Source organism: Vibrio sp. SCSIO 43097 (assembly GCF_023650755.1).
Classification (GTDB): domain Bacteria; phylum Pseudomonadota; class Gammaproteobacteria; order Enterobacterales; family Vibrionaceae; genus Vibrio; species Vibrio alginolyticus.
In genome coordinates this window covers 2,238,271-2,255,745 of the sequence record NZ_CP071840.1, presented here as the reverse complement: position 1 = coordinate 2,255,745, position 17,475 = coordinate 2,238,271, and the positions used below count along the sequence as shown (strand labels likewise).

The window sequence follows — 17,475 nt, the reverse complement described above, 5'->3', positions numbered from 1 at the left end:
TCAGATTACTTATCTTGGCTGAGCCCCATCAATGCTTGTTGTGTTTCTGCAACACGCTGAGACATATGATGATCGGTTGAAATACCAAGTTGTTGCTTTGCCTCGTCCTCTGAGATGCCTAGGTGACAACGCAGTAAATCAATAGCCATTTGATAGTCGTTAGTTTCTACCATGGTTTTTCCCTCAATACATGGAGTTTTTGAGCTCACCCAATGCACTTTTTGCAATGTACTTAGAGTGACTCTGTTTTGTTCATCTCATTCGAATTTAGCATGTCCATGTAGCCGCACAATAAGACCAAAGTCTATAGCAGAGCTAACGTACTGTTTTTGGTCTATTAAAAAATTTCTAGCTAAGTTGCTAAGAGGTGATAGATTTAACACCAAGATCATCTATCAATAGATGATGGGTAGGTCAGAGCTTATTTCATCATTTTGATAAATGTATATGAACGGAGGTTCCGGCTCCTACCAAAGCATGTTTTGAAATCGCTTGAATTAAATATTTCAGTCCCGAAAACAAATGTTGCAATTTATTGCTTAACCTTGTTTTTATCGCGGATAGACTATATCTATAACGCACGGAACATGAAAATCAACGGAATTGGCTTTTATAGCGATTACCATTTGTTCCTTATAACAATCCGTTTTAAAAAAACGATAAGCTTCCTCGGAGAAAAGTAATGAAGCGAATTATGTTATTCCTAGCAACTAACCTAGCTGTCGTGCTAGTGCTTAGTGTTGTTCTGAATATTGTTTACGCTGTAACTGGAATGCAACCAGGCAGTCTGTCAGGTTTACTTGTAATGGCTGCTGTATTTGGTTTTGGTGGCGCATTTATTTCGTTGATGATGTCAAAGGGTATGGCGCTACGCTCGGTTGGTGGTATGGTCATTGAAAGCCCGCGCAACGAAACGGAGCATTGGTTAGTCGAAACTGTGGGTCGTCAAGCTCAACAAGTGGGTATTGGTATGCCAACGGTGGCTATTTATGATTCACCAGATATCAATGCATTTGCGACAGGTGCAAAACGAGATGACTCTCTTGTCGCCGTTTCTACTGGTCTTTTACACAATATGACTCGTGATGAGGCAGAGGCAGTACTTGCACACGAAGTGAGCCATATTGCAAATGGTGATATGGTCACGATGACGTTGATGCAAGGTGTCGTGAACACGTTTGTTATCTTCCTATCACGCTTTATTGCCAATATCGTGGCATCGAACGATGATGAAGAAGGCCAAGGTACAAATATGATGGTTTACTTTGGCGTATCCATGGTGCTTGAACTGGTATTTGGTTTCCTAGCTAGCTTCTTGACTATGTGGTACAGCCGTCATCGCGAATTCCACGCGGACGCAGGTGCTGCGCGCCTCGTTGGCAAAGAAAAAATGATTGCGGCTCTAGAGCGTTTGAAGGTGAGTCATGAATCTCAACTGGATGGCACCATGATGGCGTTTGGTATCAATGGCAAGCAGTCGCTGACTGAGCTATTAATGAGCCACCCTCCGCTAGATAAACGTATTGCAGCGTTGCGAGGCCAGCAATACTAATTGTTCCTACTTAAATAATTGTTAATCTGCTGAAAAGGCTTGGTTTTGACCAAGCCTTTTTTTTCGCCGATTGATCGCGTGCGAACTTCATCACGTACTACTTACAGAAATAAAGTTATACAAAATTATTTTTGTACAACTTTGGTGGAATGAACTATCTTGTACATATAATAATTTTGTACAACTTAATGGGCGTGTAGGAGTAAAAAATGGACATACAGTCTGTTGGCAATATCTATCAAAAGCTCAACAAAGCGAACTTACATCTGCTTAAGGATATATATCACCAAGATGTAGTATTTGAGGACGCAGCGCATCGTTTAGAAGGATGGCCAGCACTTTCGGATTATTTCACCTCATTATATGCCAACGTCATCAGTTGTGATTTTGTAATCCATGAGCATCAACAAGTCGGAGATACAGGCTTCCTAACTTGGACAATGGACCTTCAGCATCCCAAACTTCAGAAGGGTGCGCCTATTCTCGTCAATGGTGTTTCGCACCTCAAATTTAGCGAAGGTCAGGTCATTTATCACCGAGACTATTTTGATCTCGGAGAGATGCTCTATGAGCATTTACCGTTACTTGGTTCAGTCGTTAAAACCATCAAGCAGAGGTTAGGACAATGAACAACACCATCTTAATCACAGGCGCCACCTCCGGAATAGGAAGGCAGCTTGCCCTAGATTACGCGAACTCAGAATGGAATGTGATTGCTTGTGGTCGGAATCAAGATGTTCTTGCAGAACTGGAGGCAGTTTCCTCCAAAATTCATACATTGCAGTTTGATGTGACAAATTATGAGGAAACTCAGCAGGCGCTCTCTAATTTGCCATTTACGCCAAACACATGGGTTTTTAACGCAGGCGATTGTGAGTACATGGATGAGGGAGTGGTCGACGCGAAACTCATGGCGCGTGTGATGAACGTAAATGTTGTCGGTGTTGCCAACTGCGTTGAAGGCTGCCAAGTGCATTTAGAGAGAGGGCACCGCATTGTTATTGTTGGCTCTATCGCATCAGAAGTGGCATTGCCTCGTGCTGAAGCTTACGGCGCATCCAAAGCGGCAGTCAGTTATTTTGCACGCACGCTCGCCGTCGACTTGAAAAAGAAAGGGATCAAAGTGGTAACGGTGTTTCCTGGTTTTGTTGAAACGCCGTTGACTAACAAAAACGACTTCGAAATGCCAATGATCATTTCTACTCAGCAAGCGTCGGACTCTATCAGGAAGCAGTTAGCCGCCAACAAGACCTATATCTATTTCCCGGCGAGATTTACCAGTATTTTACGTTTTATCTCGTTACTTCCATACAGTTGGCAAGCTCGCCTAACTGCTAAACTCGTATCATAAGAAGGAATAAAAATGAAAACAGCAGGAAGAAAGAAGATAGCGATTGTGGGAACGGGAATCTCTGGCCTTACTTGTGGTTATTACTTGCATAAAGAACATGATGTAACGCTGTTTGAAGCGAACGATTACATCGGTGGCCATACTGCAACCGTTGATGTGAGCCTTGATGGTAAAGAATACGCGATAGATACTGGGTTCATCGTCTATAACGACCGTACGTACCCTAATTTCATTAAAATGATGAGCGAGATTGGCGTTGAAGGTCTGCCGACTCAAATGAGCTTCAGTGTCAGAAATGATGGGAACGGACTAGAGTACAACGGCCACACAGTGTCGACATTGTTTGCTCAAAAACGTAACTGGGCAAACCCTAAATTTTATCGATTTATCTTCGAGATACTTCGTTTCAATAAACTTGCCAAGCGCTTCGCTAGCGAGCAGTCCACGCACTCTCAGACGTTAGGTGAGTTCCTTGACGAACACAAATTCAGTGCTTTCTTTACCGATAACTACATATTACCGATGGGCGCTGCGATTTGGTCGTCGACTTTGGCTGACATGCGCGCATTCCCTCTTATGTTCTTCTTACGTTTCTTCCTCAACCACGGTCTGCTAGATGTGACTAACCGACCACAATGGTATGTGATTAAAGGTGGTTCACGTTCATACATTCCACCATTGACTAAAGGCTTTGTCGAGAATATTCGTCTTAATAGTCCTGTCGAAAAAGTGGTTCGCAACGAAAAAGGGGTTGGCGTTCAAGTTCGCGGAGAAACACATTGGTTTGATGACGTTATCTTTGCTTGTCACAGTGATCAAGCAATGAGAACGCTAGAGGATATCAGCCCAATTGAGCAGGAAATCTTGGGGGATATGACATACCAAGCCAATGAAGTTGTTCTTCATACCGACTCTGCCGTACTACCAAAACGTAAGGCAGCATGGGCATCATGGAACTACCTATTGGAAGGAAGTGAAGAGGAACAGCAACGCCTCCCTTCGCTCACTTATAACATGAATATTCTTCAGCATATTCAATCAGAACACACGTTTTGTGTAACGTTGAACAGTACTGAGCAAATTAACTCAAATAAAGTCTTGCGTTCGTTCACTTATCATCATCCAGTATTCACCACTGAGTCTATTGCAGCGCAGCAGCGCAAAGATGAGATACAGGGCAAACAAAGTACCTGGTTCTGCGGGGCTTATTGGTACAACGGTTTTCATGAAGATGGCGTGCGTAGCGCGCTTGATGTTGTGAAAGAACTAGAAGAAAAGTACCGCGAACAAAATGTGGTTCCTTTCGAAAAAGGCGCAGCGTGATATGGATAGCCAAATGAACAGCCGATTGTTTATAGGCAACGTTCGTCACCGTCGATTCACGCCGGTGAATCATGAGTTGAACTACTCTTTATTTATGCCCGCCATTGATGTAGACGAGATCGATGCTTTAGAGAAAAAAGTATGGGGTTTTGGTTCGCGTTGGTGGCATTGGGCTCGCTTCAAGCGCAGTGATTACATTGGTGAAGGTAGCGTCAAGTCGGCAGTGCACAGCAAAATTGAAGAACTGACAGGTGTTCGCTGTACCGGCAAGGTAATCGCAGTCTGTCACTTGCGTTATCTAGGACTTTATTTCAGTCCCGTTAATTTCTACTACGTTTATAACGCGGAAGGAGAATGGAAGTATCTCCTCGCAGAGGTGAGTAACACTCCTTGGAATGAACGACATTACTACGTGGTGTCAGCAGATAAAGAAGAAGAAAAGTTTGGTTGGGAACAAGTTAAAGCATTCCATGTTTCACCATTCAACCCGATTGACCAACTCTACCGCTGGAGAATTAAACCTTTGACAGACAAGTTGAATATTCATCTTGAATGTCACAAAGGAGAGAAACACTTTGATGCCACCATGGTTATGAAAGCCAAGCCACTTTCAAGCAAAACCTTATTGAGGTGTTTGATCGTTACACCAATACAAACGGTAAAAGTAATGGTTGGTATTTATTGGCACGCATTAAAACTTTGGGTGAAAGGCGCACCTTTTTATTCTCATCCTAAATATTCAACGCATGAAGAAATAGAAGCCGATACTGAAAAAACAGACAAAAAAAATAAAAAGCACAAGGAGAATTCTGCATGTTAAATACTAGTTCTATGACATTGCCGCGTAAATTGACGACAACGCAAAAAGCGGCTCGCGGAGTTATTTTTCAATGTCTGCAAAAAATGGAAATCGGCTGCTTAACAGTTATTGAAAGTTTTAAGACGGAAACGACAGAGCGAAGCGAGCGTTTTAGTGCGCCAAATGGGGAGTACAGTGGTCAACCTGTTGTCGCTACTATAGAGGTAAAACATCCAGGCTTTTATTCACGGATCTTGCAGGGCGGCAGTATTGCTGCTGGTGAGGCTTATATGGATGGGTGGTGGGATAGCCCCGATTTAACCTCATTAATGAAACTGATGGCCCTTAACATGCGTGCTCTAGATAAACTCGAAGAGCAAGGCAGTTGGTTGACTAAAATACTGTACAAGTTCAGCCATTGGTCAAACAGAAACTCTGAAGAGAACTCACGTAAAAATATCCATGCGCATTACGACTTGGGTAACAACCTATACGAAGCGTTCCTTGACACCAATATGCTGTACTCGTCGGCGCTTTACAATCATGCGGACGACTCTCTAGAGCAGGCTCAAATCAACAAAATGGATCGTCTATGTCAGCAACTTGAGCTGAAATCTACCGATCATGTTGTTGAAATTGGCACTGGGTGGGGCGCTATGGCGATTTACATGGCTGAACAATACGGTTGTCAGGTCACCACAACAACGATATCTGAAGAGCAACACGCGTACGCGGAGCAAAAAATCAAAGAGCGTGGCTTAGAAGACAAAATCACTCTACTCAAAGAAGATTACCGAAACCTAACCGGCACTTATGACAAGCTCGTTTCTATTGAAATGATTGAAGCTGTGGGCAAACAATTCCTGCCTTCGTACATTAAGGTCTGTGAGTCTTTATTGAAGTCTGGTGGCTTGATGGCGATTCAAGCGATTACGATTGCCGATCAGCGTTACGATTACTACAGTAACAACGTCGACTTTATCCAAAAGTACATTTTCCCGGGTGGTTTTTTACCGTCGGTAACCTCACTAACCCAAGCAACAACAAAGTACAGTGACTTAGTGACGCGAGACTTGTTCGATATTGGTTTGGACTACGCCAAGACGCTGAACGAATGGCACCTTCGTTTTAATCGAGCAGAGAATGAAGTGCGCTCGTTTGGCTACGACGATCGCTTTGTGCGTATGTGGCGCTACTATTTGAGCTACTGTGAAGGGGGCTTTTTGGCTCGCACGATCAGTGCAGTTCACATGACGTTTCAACGCCCGTAGTTCGTTATGAAGGTATTTCTTGCTTCGACATGGTTCCAACTCTGCTGGTTTGCAGCGGTGCTTGGAACCTATCAATGGCAATGGGTGACGTTATTCCTTACTTTGGCAACCCTACTATATTGTTTGAAAACTGACGCATCTTCGCTCAAAAGTATTGGTGTGATCGTCACGAGCGGGCTCGTGCTTGATACGCTCAATCAACAACTCTCGGTCTTTGTCTTTCCAACCCCATGGCTGCCAGTCTGGTTATTATGCTTGTGGGTTTTGTTTTCTTGGTATGCCTATCAACTTAAGTCAATTTTGTACCGTTTCCCAAAAACCTACGTATCAATAGTAGGCGGACTCGGAGGAACAGTGAGCTACTTTGCTGGCTATAAGCTCCAAGCCGTTGAATTTGGATTTAGCACTGGCGCTACACTGGCAATGTTGTTTGTCGAATGGTGCGTCATGATGCTCTTGATACTCAAGGTGTACGGAAATGAAAAGCTTGAAGAGAGTTTTAACTCAGAGACTGACTAGGTTGCTTGCGTTGGTAATAGTAACTGGTTCTTTTGCTCTGCAAGCTCAACCCGTTGGAAACAGCGAAGCTGCTAGCAACATTGCTAATTGGAAGGGATGGAAAACTGTTGGAGAAGCCCAACTTACCTGGTTCATCTTCGATATTTATCACTCAAGATTAAAAGCGCCTGATGGAAAGTTCATCGTAAGCGATGACGTATCGCCACATCCCCTTGCGTTGGAAATTAATTACAAGAGAGACATCAGTAAGCAACAGCTGCTTGATGTGACGGATGAGCAGTGGGCGAAATTGGGTTTTACGGACTCATATCGAAAAGCCTGGATCAGCGAGCTCGATCGTATGTTTCCTGATATTCAAAAAGGTGACGAGCTTACTTATCTAACAGATGGAAAATCTGGTCAGCTGTTTTATAAGCAGGTTGGGGACGTGCAAGTAAAGAACGTTGGCATCATTGAAGACGAACGAATGAACGATGCATTTTTAGCTATATGGTTATCACCCAACACAGAATTCCCGAAACTCCGAAAACAATTGATAGGGCAGGTTAGATAGTGCTTAAACGAATTTTTAAATCAGCGACTTTAGTGGCAGCTGTTTTTCTTTCGGCATGTTCCGCAGACATTGATAATTACCGCTCTTCTACACCGACTTTTGACGTATTCGGTTATTTCGAAGGCGACATAAAGGCGTGGGGGATGGTGCAAGATTATACCGAACAGCAAACCCGTCGCTTTGAAGTCGATATAGTGGGTACTGTAGAAGGTGATACGCTGACGCTGGTGGAAGACTTCGTGTTTGATGACGGAGAGGTGGACCAGCGAATTTGGGTTATCACTAGATTAGAAGACGGTAGTTATGAAGGTAAGGCAGACGATATTATAGGTGTAGCAACAGGGGAAGAGCAGGGCAATGCGCTACAGTGGCAATATGACTTTGAGCTACAAATGGAGGATTCATCAGTGACGGTTGCTTTTGATGATTGGCTTTATCGTCAGGATGACAGACACGTTTTCAATCTAACGAAAATAAAAAAGTTTGGTGTGGAAGTAGGAACAATAACCTTGTTCTTCCAAAAGCAGCCATAACAAATGGGGCTGATCTTCAATTAATAATCCATTCCATATAACTAAAATTATTTTCTCCCGACCTAACTCCCCTAACTAAAAAAGGTTGACGCTTTCGCGTCAACCTTTTAAGTATGTGGTCGTTACAGGAGTATTACAGCTTATCTGTCAGCTCGATTGCTTGACCGATATAGTTCGCTGGTGTCATTTCTTTCAGACGTGCTTTCTCGTGCTCAGGAAGCTCAAGACCGTCGATGAAGTTACGCATTGCTTCGCCGTCTACACGCTTACCACGAGTTAGCTCTTTCAGCTTCTCGTATGGCTTCTCGATGCCGTAACGACGCATAACGGTTTGTACTGGCTCAGCTAGTACTTCCCAGTTCTTGTCTAGTTCAGCAAGAAGCGCTTCACGGTTTACTTCTAGCTTGCTGATGCCTTTAAGTGTCGAAGTGTAAGCGATGATAGCGTAGCCAACACCAACACCAAGGTTACGTAGAACCGTTGAGTCAGTTAGGTCACGTTGCCAACGAGAGATAGGCAGTTTCTGTGCTAGGTGGCCGAATACAGCGTTCGCAAGACCTAGGTTACCTTCTGAGTTTTCAAAGTCGATTGGGTTAACTTTGTGAGGCATTGTTGAAGAACCGATCTCACCAGCAATAGTTTTTTGCTTGAAGTGGCCTAGTGCAATGTAACCCCAAACGTCACGGTCGAAGTCAATCAGGATAGTGTTGAAACGAGCGATAGCGTCGAACAGCTCAGCGATGTAATCGTGCGGTTCGATTTGAGTTGTGTAAGGGTTCCAAGTTACGCCTAGAGACTCTGTGATGAACTCTTCAGAGAACTTGTGCCAATCTAGCTCTGGGTAAGCAGAAAGGTGTGCGTTGTAGTTACCTACTGCACCGTTGATTTTCGCTAGGATCTCAACGTTTTCGATTTGCTTGAATTGACGCTCCATACGGTACGCCACGTTTGCCATTTCTTTACCCATAGTAGATGGAGAAGCAGGCTGACCGTGTGTACGAGATAGAAGAGGAATGTCGCGGTATTCCACTGCTAGTGCTTTGATAGCGTCGATTAGGTTACGGATTTCTGGAAGAATCACGTTCTCACGCGCTTCTTTAAGCATTAGAGCGTGTGATGTGTTGTTGATGTCTTCAGAAGTACATGCGAAGTGGAAGAACTCGTTTACTGCGTGCAGTTCAGGAACGTCTGCTACTTTCTCTTTTAGGAAGTACTCAACCGCTTTTACGTCGTGGTTAGTTGTACGCTCGATCTCTTTGATACGGCGTGCATCTTCTTCAGAGAAGTTTGCAGCAAGGTCGTCTAGGAATTGGTTTGCTTCTGCGCTAAACGCTGGCACTTCTGCAATTTCAGCAGTAGCAGCAAGCTTTTGTAGCCAGCGGATTTCAACGATAGTACGGTACTTTAGTAGACCGTATTCACTGAAAATTTCGCGTAACGCAATTGTCTTGCTTCCGTAACGGCCGTCTACTGGTGAAACAGCAGTCAATGCTGACAGTTCCATGATGTTCTCCTGAATTGGGTTTCTAAATTTCGTGAGCTTTATACCAATAACTGTGGCAATTGTCACGAATATTGCGCAAACGTTTGCGCGAGATTTGTTTTAGTCGAAAAAAATGAGCTCGCGATAAACGCGAGCTGCTTATTTGATATTTTACTACAGACGAGCAAGAAGGATTTGTGCTTGCTCTACCATCTTCTTGCGCCCGAAGATTAGGTGGCGACGCTTACCACCAACTTGACGCCAAAGAACTGCACTACGAATGCCAGATAACAACAGCGCACGAACTTTGTGTTGGCTTGCCGTCTGCTGCAGTACAGATGGCGTGCCCGTTACTTGAATGCGTGGGCCAATAGGGCTAACGACATCCAGATAGATGCTCGCTAAATTGCTGATCATTTGATCGTCTAGTAGCTCAAAGTGCTCTGACTGACGCTTGGCCATTTGAATACGATCACCAAGCTGAGACATAGCATCGTTACGAGAGCTTAACTTACGCTCTAACGCCATTAAACTAATAATGTAACGAGTAATTTCACTGCCTGATGGTGTGCTATCAATCCCTTTAACCAAGCATTCTAGGCCGAGCTTTAGATCGGCTTCGCGACCGAATACGCCAACTGTGTTAGCAGGGTTAGTGCTCAAAATAGCGTTGATTGATGTTTCAAAAGCATCTTGATCACAATGTCCGTTTCTCGCTACCTGTTGAACTAAAGCAACAGCTTGGCAAATCCCAGCAAAAGCGATAGTACGGTCATAAAGTGTATTCGCCACGTAACGACTCCTAAGCTTGAGAATATTTAATGCGTTGCTCGATGATGCCGCCACCTAGGCACACGTCACCTTTGTAGAACACTGCTGATTGACCTGGAGTTACAGCAATTTGTGGCTCGTCAAAGATAACTTTAATGTTTTCATCATCGATAGGGATGATTGTACAAGGAATATCTTCCTGACGGTAACGAGTTTTCACTGTGCACTTCATAACATCGCGAATTGGCTCACGATCTACCCAGTGAAGTTGTGATGCAAGTAGACCTTCTGATTTCAACATTGGATGGTCTTTACCTTGAACGGCAATCAAAACGTTACGTTCTAGATCTTTCTCACCAACGAACCATGGGTCCTCGTTACCACCGCCGCCTTTACGGCCACCAATGTGTAGACCTTTACGCTGACCAAGTGTGTGGTACATCAGGCCTTGGTGTTGACCAATCACTTCGCCTTCTGGAGTCTCGATATTACCAGGCTGAGCTGGAAGGTAGCGACCCAGGAATTCCGTAAACTTACGTTCACCGATGAAACAAATACCAGTAGAGTCTTTCTTCTTCGCCGTGATTAGATCTTGCTCTTCCGCAATGCGGCGTACTTCTGGCTTCTCTAGGTCACCAACAGGGAATAGGCTACGTGCGATTTGCTCGTTGCTTAATGTGTACAGGAAGTAGCTTTGATCTTTGTTGCCATCTAGACCACGCAGCATCTGTGGTTTTTCACCATTTTCTGGGAAAGAGCGACGCACATAGTGGCCCATTGCAATGTAATCAGCATCAAGTACTTCATCAGCGAATTCTAGGAATGCTTTGAACTTGATTTCTTTGTTACAAAGAATGTCAGGGTTCGGAGTACGGCCAGCTTTGTATTCAGCAAGGAAGTACTCAAATACGTTATCCCAGTATTCGGCAGCAAAGTTGATAGTGTGTAGGTGGATGCCTAGCTTGTCACATACTGCCTGAGCGTCAGCAAGATCTTCTGCCGCTGTACAATATTCTTCGTTGTCATCTTCTTCCCAGTTCTTCATGAAAAGGCCTTCTACTTGGTAGCCTTGCTGCTTTAGAAGATACGCGGAAACAGATGAATCAACGCCGCCGGACATACCGACGATGACTTTCTTTTGGCTGTTATCAGACATTACTAAACACCACTTAAATAAACGGGATGCAGATTCTATCAGAATCCACAGACCGGTGACAGATCCGAGATCGAAATCACAATTCGTTTCGCTGGATTTTTCTTCAACAAAGATTCGAACGAGTAATTTCGCAAGTATAGAAGAGGTATATATGGCATAGTTGGCCAAAATCCAAGAGGAAACACCAAATGACAGAAGAAAACCAATTTATGCAAGAAAGTGAGTTGATTGAAATTGTTGAAAATCAGCTCGAAGATGGCAACCCGCTTAAAGTAAAAGAAACCCTTATGCGTTTAATGATGACTGGCACACCACGTGAAGATGCGGTTGCGATGATGGCATGTGCGATGTCAATTGAGATTTTTGATGTAATGAAGAATGAAGGTGAGTTCAACCTAAAGCGTTATAGCGAGCACCTTGAGCAACTACCAGATCTCAGCTTTATGGAAGGTGAATAAGCCACCTAAAAGAAAAAAGCTGTCAGCAAACGTTTGCTATAATCGCTTTTATTGCTGCTTTATTATTAGCGGTATAGAATCCGCTCTCCTTTTCATCCCCTTACTCAGACTGACAATATGAAATTTCCTGGACAACGCAAATCGAAGCACTATTTTCCTGTTCATGCTCGTGACCCGCTGGTGAGCCAAGCACAAGAAAGCAAGAAGATGACGCGCACTCACATCATTGGTATTGACCAAACCTTGGTTGATATTGAAGCAAAAGTTACAACGGATGTGATTGAAAAGTACGGTCTGAGTAAAGGTCACTCTCTGGTTATCGATGACGAAAGAGCAGAAGAGTTATACCAGCAACTGAAAGAAGAGAACTTGATTACCAATGAGTATGCGGGCGGTACCATTGGTAACACGCTACATAACTACTCCGTGCTAGCGGATGATCGCTCCACACTACTTGGAGTGATGAGCCAGGATATTAAGATTGGCAGCTACGGTTACCGTTATCTTTGTAATACATCAAGCCGCATGGACTTGAACTACCTACAAGGTGTAGATGGTGCAATTGGCCGTTGTTTTGCTCTTATCACAGAAGACGGCGAACGTACTTTTGCTATCAGCGAAGGGCAAATGAACCAACTCCATCCTGATAGCATTCCAGAGAAAATCTTTAAAAATGCATCAGCACTTGTACTGACGTCATATCTAGTACGTTGCAAAGACGGCGACCCAATGCCGGAAGCAACAATGAAAGCGATTGAGTACGCGAAAAAGAATGATGTGCCTGTTGTTCTGACTTTAGGCACAAAGTTTGTTATTCAAGATGACCCTAAATATTGGCAAGAATTCATTCGAGATAACGTTTCAGTCGTTGCGATGAATGAAGATGAAGCAGAAGCACTGACGGGGGAATCTGATCCACTTGCTGCGTCTGATAAAACATTGGAGTGGGCTGATTTAGTATTGTGCACGGCGGGTCCTGTAGGTCTATTTATGGCTGGGTATACGGAAGATAGCGCGAAGCGCGAAACTTCTTTGCCATTACTTCCAGGGTCAATTGCTGAATTTAATCGTTATGAATTTAGTCGTCCGGCGAAAAAAGACTCATGCGAGACGCCAATAAAAGTGTACTCGCATATCTCGCCATATATGGGTGGTCCAGAAAAAATTAAGAATACAAATGGCGCAGGTGATGCCGCGTTATCTGCTGTTCTTCATGATATGGCAGCAAATAAATACCATAAAGAAAATGTGCCTAATTCAAGCAAGCACAGTAACGAGTATTTAACTTACTCTTCTTTTTCTCAAGTCTGCAAATACGCAAACCGTGCTAGCTACGAAGTTCTCGTGCAACATTCACCACGATTGTCGCGCGGACTTCCTGAGCGAGAAGATAGCCTAGAAGAAGCATACTGGGAACGTTAATACGAAGCGATTTAATTAACTATTCTGTAACTAAAGTAAAAGGCACATTAAGAAATGTGCCTTTTTTATTTGTAATGGTTTAAATAAAAAAGGCTCCCTATGGGAGCCTTTTAAAAAATAGCACGGATCTAGATTAGGAACTCATCCAGAGATTTACCTGCATCAAGTTGCTCTTGAATCGCCGAAGGTGTACGACCTTGGCCAGTCCAAGTTTTCTCATTACCGTTTGAATCTGTGTATTTGTATTTAGCAGGGCGAGGTGCGCGCTTCGCTTTGCCTTTCGTCTTAGTTTCGCCAGATAGCGCAGTAATAAGTGCTTCTACGTCAATACCGTCTTGAGCGATTTTCTCAGCAATCTCTGCAAGCTTAGCTTCTTGCTCTGCTTGTGCTGCGCGTTCTGCTTCTTCTGCTTCACGACGCTCATCTACGACAGTAGTGAGTTTATCTAGAGCTTCTTCCAATTGTTCTAGAGTCAGCTCACGAGAAAATGCACGAAGGCTACGGATATTTAGAAGGGTTTTAGTCAGCTCTGACATAACGATTCCTATTAAAAGGTTAATGTGTTGGGCACTTTTTATCGTTACGATTAAATAATGCCAATCTATAAATAAACAAAGAGTCCTTATATTTAACTTTATCTTTTCCTTATGTGCAAATGCTAAATCAAGATTTTGTTTAAATTTGACTATTTTTTAAAGCAATTAATATTATTACACTCGAAATAAATCATTATTAGATGAGAACTAAAATCAACAGTCATTATTGTATAGAGAGAGTGATAGCTTGGTTTTTTATAAAAAAATTTGAGTTATTACTTAAAAATATGAAGCATCCATCTTTAATGCTGTGTCATATATCCTTAATTTATTGATATAAGATAAACCATGATATTTCTAAGGTAGTAATAATGTTTCATAAATAACATGATTGATGTGATTTCAGTTGCACAAAACTTATGGAAGTAGGCAAGGTTTATAAATTATCTCAGTCATTATTTATTTGTTTAATTTAGTTTGATGTGTTGCATTGACTCTCATCATAAGTACAATGGCTGCCACCTGATGCAATATTGCAGACAATTTGTTGTTAATTTGTACAGTTAGTGGTTAATTGTTTGTTGTTGCCGTAGAGGCGCGGTCTCGAAGAGTAGCTATTATTGGGGTGATGCCAATGAATAATAGTGGAAGGCGAAGATTGCCGAAGTAAGTAACTCATCAAAGTTACTTGCTGGGGTTGTATCTGAAAGGAACAACACTGCCATAGTATATATTCACATTAAACTATGGAGCGCTACTGTAGGGTTGGGTGGAGTGTTCGCTTCCCTGTCGCTAAGTTCAACATGAGCACGTATCGTATGCTACGTGACTTGTCTGCAGTAGATCTCTAGCCAAACTTTGGTTTTTGAAGATCATGAATTTAATAGATTTTTCTAGTTCTCCTGTTTCATTATTGCCACCTATTGTCGCTTTGACTTTGGCGATTTTGACTCGACGTGTATTAGTTTCCTTGGGTGTAGGTATCGTGCTAGGTGCGGTGCTACTTAATAGCTGGTCTATCAGCGACACCGCAGGTTACGTCAGTTCTCAAGTTTCTTCTGTCTTTATTGAAGATGGCGGAATTAACACTTGGAACATGAGCATTGTTGGTTTCCTAATCTTATTAGGTATGACAACAGCTTTATTAACGCTATCTGGCGGTACTCGTGCTTTTGCTGAATGGGCACAATCTCGAGTGAAGAGTAAACGCGGCTCCAAACTTCTTGCCGCCTTTTTAGGCGTATTCATTTTTGTCGATGATTACTTTAATAGCCTTGCTGTTGGTGCGATCTCTCGCCCAGTAACCGATCGCTTTTATGTGTCTCGCGCTAAGCTTGCGTACATTCTAGACTCAACCGCCGCTCCAATGTGTGTAATTATGCCTGCTTCTAGCTGGGGTGCTTACATTATTACTATTATTGGCGGGATCTTAGTCTCACATGGGATCACAGAGTATTCGGCTCTTGGCGCATATGTTCGTCTTATCCCAATGAACTTCTACGCCGTTTTTGCGCTGCTAATGGTGTTCGCTGTTGCGTGGTTTGGTCTTGATATTGGTAAAATGCGTGAGCATGAAATCTCTGCATCGCAAGGTCGTGGCTTTGATAAAGACAAAGAAAATGACTCGCAAGAAGCGCATGACCTAAACGAAGAGCTAGATATCCGTGAAAGTGAAAAGGGTAAAGTGTCAGATTTGATACTTCCTATCGTAACGCTGATTATCGCGACTATCGCTTCAATGCTTTACACGGGTGGCCAAGCATTGGCTGCTGATGGTAAGGAGTTTGCGCTTCTTGGTGCTTTTGAAAATACAGATGTAGGTACATCACTAATCTACGGTAGCTTGCTTGGCTTAGCTGTTGCACTGTTTACTGTTGTGAAGCAAGGTCTACCAATGGCTGAGATCGCACGTACACTTTGGATTGGTGCTAAGTCTATGTTTGGTGCGATTCTAATCTTAGTATTTGCCTGGACCATTGGTTCTGTTATCGGTGATATGAAGACTGGTACTTACCTTTCGACAATGGCGCAGGGCAACATTAACCCACACTGGCTACCAGTTATCCTATTCTTGTTGTCTGGCCTAATGGCGTTCTCAACAGGTACTTCATGGGGTACGTTCGGCATTATGCTACCAATCGCGGGTGACATGGCTGGCGCAACAGACGTAGCGCTAATGCTACCGATGCTGAGTGCGGTTTTAGCTGGTGCGGTATTCGGTGACCATTGTTCACCAATCTCAGATACGACTATCTTGTCATCGACGGGTGCACGTTGTAACCACATTGATCACGTATCAACACAGCTACCTTATGCATTATCAGTCGCGCTTGTTTCATGCGTGGGCTTTATTGCCCTTGGTATGACTGCTTCAATTGCGTTTTCGTTTATTGCAGCGTCGATAACATTCGTTATCGTTTGCGCTATTTTGTCATGGCTTTCAAAGTCTAAAATAGCGTCTTGCCAGAGTGCGTAATTCACTGATTTAAAAGGTGAAATTGTAGGAGGCTTCGGCCTCCTTTTTTATTTGTATTATACAATTCGAATTTTTTTAAAATTAAGGGTTGAAAAAAGTAATCAGCTTGGTTAGTGTGGTTGGTAACAAAGCAAATGAGAAGAGCCTTGAAATAAGTATGCGTAATTTTGTAATGAACATTCATCACCATCATCACCCAATCTAGTCTTTCGGGCGATGTACGCATACCCGGGAGGCAGGAAACTCCCGGAGGTAAAATCAAAGTAAAAGCAGATTTTAAACCCTCGGGAGACTTCAATCTCCCGAGGGTTTTTTAGTTTTATTAGTTTGAAAAATACTTAGATATCAAAATCTTGCATAGGGACAAAGCAATGCAAACACAACGTTTAAGAATCGCAATTCAGAAAAAAGGTCGTCTTAGCAAAGAGAGTCAAGCTCTACTAAAACAGTGCGGCGTAAAGTTCAACGTAATGGGCGAGCGTTTAGTTGTCCATTCTGAAAATATGCCAATTGATTTACTCTTGGTTCGTGACGACGACATCCCAGGTTTAATTATGGATGGCGTGGTTGACCTTGGCTTTATTGGCGAAAATGAACTAGAAGAAGTTCGCCTTGACCGCAAAGCATTAGGTGAACCCTGCGAGTTTGTTCAGCTTCGTCGACTTGATTTTGGTGGCTGTCGTTTATCTATCGCAATCGACAAGGACGAAGAGTACAACGGTCCACAAGACTTAGCTGGCAAGCGTATTGCTACAACGTATCCTCAACTTCTAAAAGCGTACATGGATGAAGCCGGCGTTCCATTCTCTACATGTATGCTGACAGGCTCTGTAGAAGTTGCGCCTCGCGCGGGTCTCGCTGATGCTATCGCTGATTTGGTTTCTACAGGTGCAACACTGGAAGCGAACGGCCTTAAAGAAGCTGAAATTATCTTCAAATCAAAAGCGACATTGATTCAACGCACAGGTGAGTTCGACGCAGACAAAGTGGCGCTAATCGAAAAGCTGTTAACTCGCATGCAAGGCGTGCAGCAAGCGAAAGAATCTAAGTACATTATGCTTCACGCCCCAGCAGAGAAGTTAGATCAAATTAAAGCACTACTGCCAGGTGCTGAAGACCCAACTGTTCTTCCTCTTTCTGCAGATAAGCAGAAAATGGCTGTTCACTTAGTGAGTTCTGAAAACCTATTCTGGGAAACAATGGAACAGCTGAAAGAGTTGGGCGCAAGTTCAATTCTCGTTCTACCAATTGAAAAAATGATGGAGTAAGCAT

Annotated in this window: 18 protein-coding genes, 1 riboswitch and 1 other annotated feature; of the genes, 13 read left to right on the top strand and 5 right to left on the bottom strand. The window is 43.3% G+C overall.

Going from position 1 to position 17,475, the window contains the following annotated elements; translation table 11 throughout:
• Positions 1-5 precede the first annotated feature (5 nt).
• Positions 6-173 carry a hypothetical protein gene (locus J4N40_RS11015; RefSeq protein ID WP_005378215.1) on the bottom strand — a complete coding sequence of 56 codons (168 nt, stop codon included), beginning with the start codon at positions 171-173 and terminating at the stop codon, positions 6-8.
• Between the two features lie 509 nt (positions 174-682).
• On the opposite strand from J4N40_RS11015, the gene htpX reads away from it, so the two are divergent.
• The 9 genes from htpX to J4N40_RS10970 all read left to right on the top strand — a co-directional run bounded on the left by htpX (position 683) and on the right by J4N40_RS10970 (position 7,901).
• Positions 683-1,552 (top strand): protease HtpX, encoded by an 870-nt coding sequence (gene htpX, locus J4N40_RS11010; RefSeq protein ID WP_005388085.1) that lies wholly within the window; start codon positions 683-685, stop codon positions 1,550-1,552.
• A gap of 209 nt (positions 1,553-1,761) precedes the next feature.
• Positions 1,762-2,181, top strand: a complete 420-nt coding sequence (locus J4N40_RS11005; protein ID WP_005378211.1) for a nuclear transport factor 2 family protein — start codon at positions 1,762-1,764, stop codon at positions 2,179-2,181.
• Positions 2,178-2,903: an SDR family oxidoreductase gene (locus J4N40_RS11000; protein WP_025766886.1), complete on the top strand. Its 726-nt coding sequence runs from the start codon at positions 2,178-2,180 to the stop codon at positions 2,901-2,903. The genes J4N40_RS11005 and J4N40_RS11000 overlap by 4 nt, the downstream gene beginning before the upstream one ends.
• A gap of 12 nt (positions 2,904-2,915) precedes the next feature.
• Positions 2,916-4,226, top strand: a complete 1,311-nt coding sequence (locus tag J4N40_RS10995) for an NAD(P)/FAD-dependent oxidoreductase (protein WP_025766885.1) — start codon at positions 2,916-2,918, stop codon at positions 4,224-4,226.
• Between the two features lies 1 nt (position 4,227).
• The gene (locus J4N40_RS10990; RefSeq protein WP_025766884.1) at positions 4,228-5,046 is read left to right on the top strand and encodes a DUF1365 domain-containing protein; all 819 of its coding nucleotides are present in this window, start codon (positions 4,228-4,230) and stop codon (positions 5,044-5,046) included.
• The gene (locus J4N40_RS10985) at positions 5,040-6,296 is read left to right on the top strand and encodes an SAM-dependent methyltransferase (protein ID WP_025766883.1); all 1,257 of its coding nucleotides are present in this window, start codon (positions 5,040-5,042) and stop codon (positions 6,294-6,296) included. Before J4N40_RS10990 ends, J4N40_RS10985 begins: the two co-directional genes overlap by 7 nt.
• Before the next feature lie 6 nt (positions 6,297-6,302).
• The gene (locus J4N40_RS10980) at positions 6,303-6,815 is read left to right on the top strand and encodes a DUF2878 domain-containing protein (RefSeq protein ID WP_025766882.1); all 513 of its coding nucleotides are present in this window, start codon (positions 6,303-6,305) and stop codon (positions 6,813-6,815) included.
• Complete coding sequence (locus tag J4N40_RS10975) at positions 6,775-7,368, top strand: chalcone isomerase family protein (RefSeq protein WP_025766881.1); 594 nt, start codon at positions 6,775-6,777, stop codon at positions 7,366-7,368. Before J4N40_RS10980 ends, J4N40_RS10975 begins: the two co-directional genes overlap by 41 nt.
• Positions 7,368-7,901, top strand: coding sequence for a DUF3833 domain-containing protein (locus tag J4N40_RS10970; protein WP_005378200.1), 534 nt, complete (start codon positions 7,368-7,370; stop codon positions 7,899-7,901). The genes J4N40_RS10975 and J4N40_RS10970 overlap by 1 nt, the downstream gene beginning before the upstream one ends.
• 133 nt (positions 7,902-8,034) lie before the next feature.
• On the opposite strand, the gene purB is transcribed toward J4N40_RS10970, so the two are convergent.
• The 3 genes from purB to mnmA form a co-directional block, all read right to left on the bottom strand.
• Positions 8,035-9,405 (bottom strand): adenylosuccinate lyase, encoded by a 1,371-nt coding sequence (gene purB, locus J4N40_RS10965; RefSeq protein ID WP_005378198.1) that lies wholly within the window; start codon positions 9,403-9,405, stop codon positions 8,035-8,037.
• 153 nt (positions 9,406-9,558) lie between these two features.
• On the bottom strand, positions 9,559-10,176 hold the full coding sequence (gene hflD / locus J4N40_RS10960; RefSeq protein ID WP_005378194.1) for a high frequency lysogenization protein HflD: 618 nt from the start codon (positions 10,174-10,176) through the stop codon (positions 9,559-9,561).
• 10 nt (positions 10,177-10,186) lie between these two features.
• A complete protein-coding gene (gene mnmA / locus J4N40_RS10955) occupies positions 10,187-11,311 on the bottom strand; it encodes a tRNA 2-thiouridine(34) synthase MnmA (RefSeq protein ID WP_005378192.1) in 1,125 nt (374 codons plus the stop codon).
• Between the two features lie 188 nt (positions 11,312-11,499).
• Here mnmA and J4N40_RS10950 point away from each other — a divergent pair, with 188 nt between their 5' ends.
• Positions 11,500-11,769: a hypothetical protein gene (locus J4N40_RS10950; protein ID WP_005378190.1), complete on the top strand. Its 270-nt coding sequence runs from the start codon at positions 11,500-11,502 to the stop codon at positions 11,767-11,769.
• Positions 11,770-11,886: 117 nt separating this feature from the next.
• Positions 11,887-13,191: an inosine/guanosine kinase gene (locus J4N40_RS10945; protein ID WP_005378187.1), complete on the top strand. Its 1,305-nt coding sequence runs from the start codon at positions 11,887-11,889 to the stop codon at positions 13,189-13,191.
• 128 nt (positions 13,192-13,319) lie between these two features.
• Here J4N40_RS10945 and J4N40_RS10940 read toward each other — a convergent pair whose 3' ends face one another.
• Entirely contained in the window at positions 13,320-13,727 is a 408-nt protein-coding gene (locus J4N40_RS10940) for an H-NS family histone-like protein (RefSeq protein WP_005378185.1), read from the bottom strand.
• A gap of 582 nt (positions 13,728-14,309) precedes the next feature.
• A riboswitch (Lysine riboswitch) is annotated at positions 14,310-14,492 on the top strand.
• Between the two features lie 109 nt (positions 14,493-14,601).
• Between J4N40_RS10940 and tet(35) the strand changes: the two genes are divergently transcribed.
• Both tet(35) and hisG read left to right on the top strand, forming a co-directional pair.
• Complete coding sequence (tet(35), locus tag J4N40_RS10935; protein WP_005378182.1) at positions 14,602-16,203, top strand: tetracycline efflux Na+/H+ antiporter family transporter Tet(35); 1,602 nt, start codon at positions 14,602-14,604, stop codon at positions 16,201-16,203.
• A 180-nt stretch (positions 16,204-16,383) separates the two neighbouring features.
• Positions 16,384-16,521 (top strand) — a sequence feature (His leader region).
• 53 nt (positions 16,522-16,574) lie between these two features.
• Positions 16,575-17,471: an ATP phosphoribosyltransferase gene (gene hisG / locus J4N40_RS10930; RefSeq protein ID WP_005378180.1), complete on the top strand. Its 897-nt coding sequence runs from the start codon at positions 16,575-16,577 to the stop codon at positions 17,469-17,471.
• Positions 17,472-17,475 lie beyond the last annotated feature (4 nt).